General features: G+C 73.5%; 1 protein-coding gene. It reads right to left on the bottom strand.

The window, feature by feature from the left end:
• Positions 1-2,586 (bottom strand): SpnB-like Rossmann fold domain-containing protein (locus tag JQX11_RS31900; protein WP_204928630.1); only part of this gene is annotated, 2,586 nt, incomplete at both ends.

Genomic DNA, 2,586 nt, shown 5'->3' with positions numbered 1-2,586 from the left:
TCGGGGTGGTGTTGGAGTGCGGTGTGGAGGGTGTGGGTGGTGTCGATTTTGGCGGTGAGGGTGGTGTGGAGGGTGTGGGGGGTTTGGGTGGTGAGGGGGGTGTCGTGGAGGGTGCCGGCGGTGTGGATGACGGTGGTGAGGGGGTGGGTGGTGGGGATGGTGGTGAGGAGTTGGTGGAGTTGGTGGGGTTGGGTGGGGTCGTATTGGGCGGTGGTGGTGGTTGTTCCGTGGGTGTGGAGTTCGGTGGTGAGGGGGGTGAGGGTGTCGGGGTTTCCTCGGGTGGTGAGTAGGAGGTGGTGGTGGGGGTGGGTGGTGGCGAGGTGTCGTGCGGTGTGGGTGGCGAGGGCGCCGGTGGCGCCGGTGATGAGGATGGTGCCCCGGGTGGGCTTCGGCACGGGCACCGTGACAGCCAGCTTGCCGGTGTGCCGGCCCAGGCTGAGGTGACGCAGCACGTCGGGAAGCTCACTGGCGGGCCAGACGGCCACCGGTAGGGCGGGTAGGGCGTTGGTGGTGATGAGGTGGGTGAGGGTGGTGAGGAGTTGGTGGATGCGGGTGGGTCCGGCGTCGAGGAGGTCGTAGGGCTGGTAGGTGAGGTGGGGGTGGGTGGTGGTGACGGTGTGGGGGTCGCGGATGTCGGTCTTGCCGATCTCCAGGAAGGTGCCCCCCTCGGCCAGCAGCGCGAGGCTGGTGTCCACGTGCTCGTGGGTCAGCGTGTTCAGGACGACGTCGACACCGTCGGGATCGGTCTGCCGGATGCGCCCGCCGTACGCCGTCGTCCGGGAGTCGTGGATGTGGGAGTCCGGCACGCCGAGCGCGCTGAGGGTGGCCTGCTTGGGCGCGCTCGCGGTGGTGTGCACGGTGGCCCCGAGGTGCCGGGCGTAGTGCAGGGCGGCCATCCCGACCCCGCCGGTCGCGGTGTGCAGGAGGAGCCGCTGACCGGCCCGCAGGTCGGCCAGGTCGGTCAGACCGTACATGGCGGTCAGGTAGACGATCGGCAGGACCGCCGCCTCGACGTCGCTGAGCCGGGCCGGGGTCCGCACCAGATGACGGTGGTCGGAGACCGCCACCGGACCGGCGCAGCCCTCGGGGAACAGCCCCATCACCCGGTCGCCGACCGAAAGCCCGGTGACCTCGGAACCGACCTCCGTCACGACGCCGGCGCCCTCGCCACCGATCTGCGCGTCGTCGCCCGGGTAGAGCCCCAGCGCGATCATCACGTCCCGGAAGTTCAGGCCGGCCGCGCGCATCGAGACCCGTACCTCGCCGCCGGCCAACGGGCGGTCCCCCGCGGGCGACGGCACCAGCGCCAGGTTCGCCAACGTGCCACGGCTCGTCACGTCCAGCCGCCAGTTGCCACCCCCGTCCGGGGGCTGCAGCACGGCCGCCGACTCGGCGACCGGAACCAGCCGGGGGACCAGTGTGGTGTCGTCGCGGACCGCCGCCTCCGGCTCCGGACCGTCCACCGCCGCCGGCAGCGTCGCGTCGGCCGGACCGGGCAGGTCCAGCAGGGCGAACCGGTCGGGGAACTCGGCACGCGCCGACCGGATCAGACCCCACACCGTGGACGCCGGTAGATCCTGGATCTCCGGCCCGGTCCGGGTGGCGACCGCCCCCCGGGTGACCGTCACCAGCCGGTGGTCACCGAAGACGGGCTCGCCGACCCACCGTTGCGCCAGCCCCAGGGCCCGTTCGGCGACCTCGTGGGCGAGGGCGACGACCTCGTCCGCCGGACGCGGCGCGGCCCGGTCGATCGCCGGCCCCGGCCCGCCGTCGGTCACGCAGGTCACCATCGTGTCGGCCGGGACCGCCGTGCCGGCGGCGATCGCCGCCGCCAGCGCGTCCAGGTCGGGGTGGACGGTGACGTCGCGGCCGGCCGCGCGGAGCGCGTCGGCCAACCCCAGCGGGTCGACACCGACCACGTGCACGCCGGACGGCTCCACGGTCGGGCCGGCCTCCTGCGGCACCCACTCGACCCGCATCGGTGTGACCGGGGCTTCCGTGGCGGTCGACCGGTCGGCCGTGAACGGCCTGGTGGTCAACTCCTCGACGGTGATCACCTCGGCGTCGTCGAGGTCGGTGGCGACCAGCCGTACCGCGTGCTCGGAGAGCCGGGTCAGCCGCACCCGCAGGGCGGAGGCGCTGCGACCGGTCGCGCGCACCCCGCCCCAGGAGAACGGCACCCGCAGCGGGCCGGCGAGGTCGGCCGGCGTCGCGATCAGCGCGTGCAGCGCCGCGTCCAGCAACGCCGGGTGGACGACGTGCCCGTCGACCTCGGTCCCGTCGGGGAGGCTGACCTCCGCGTACAGCTCGTCGCCGTGCCGCCAGAGTGCCCGCAGGTTACGGAAGGTCGGGCCGTAGGCGTAGCCGTGGTCGGTCAACCGCGCGTACAGGCCGGAGAGGTCGACGGCCTGTGCCCCCGGTGGCGGCCAGGCGCCCGGCGGGGACGCGGGCTCGGGTACCGGTTCGGGGTTGATGGTGGCGGTGGCGTGGGTGGTCCAGGTGGTGGTGGTGCGGGTGTGGATGGTGAGGGTTTGGTGGCCGGTGGGGGTGGGGGTGGTGAGGTGGAGGTGGAGGTGGGTGGGGGTG

This window comes from Micromonospora humida (assembly GCF_016901255.1).
Lineage (GTDB): Bacteria > Actinomycetota > Actinomycetes > Mycobacteriales > Micromonosporaceae > Micromonospora > Micromonospora wenchangensis.
Note: the sequence above shows the minus strand (reverse complement) of the source record. Positions and strands in the feature narration are given on the sequence as shown.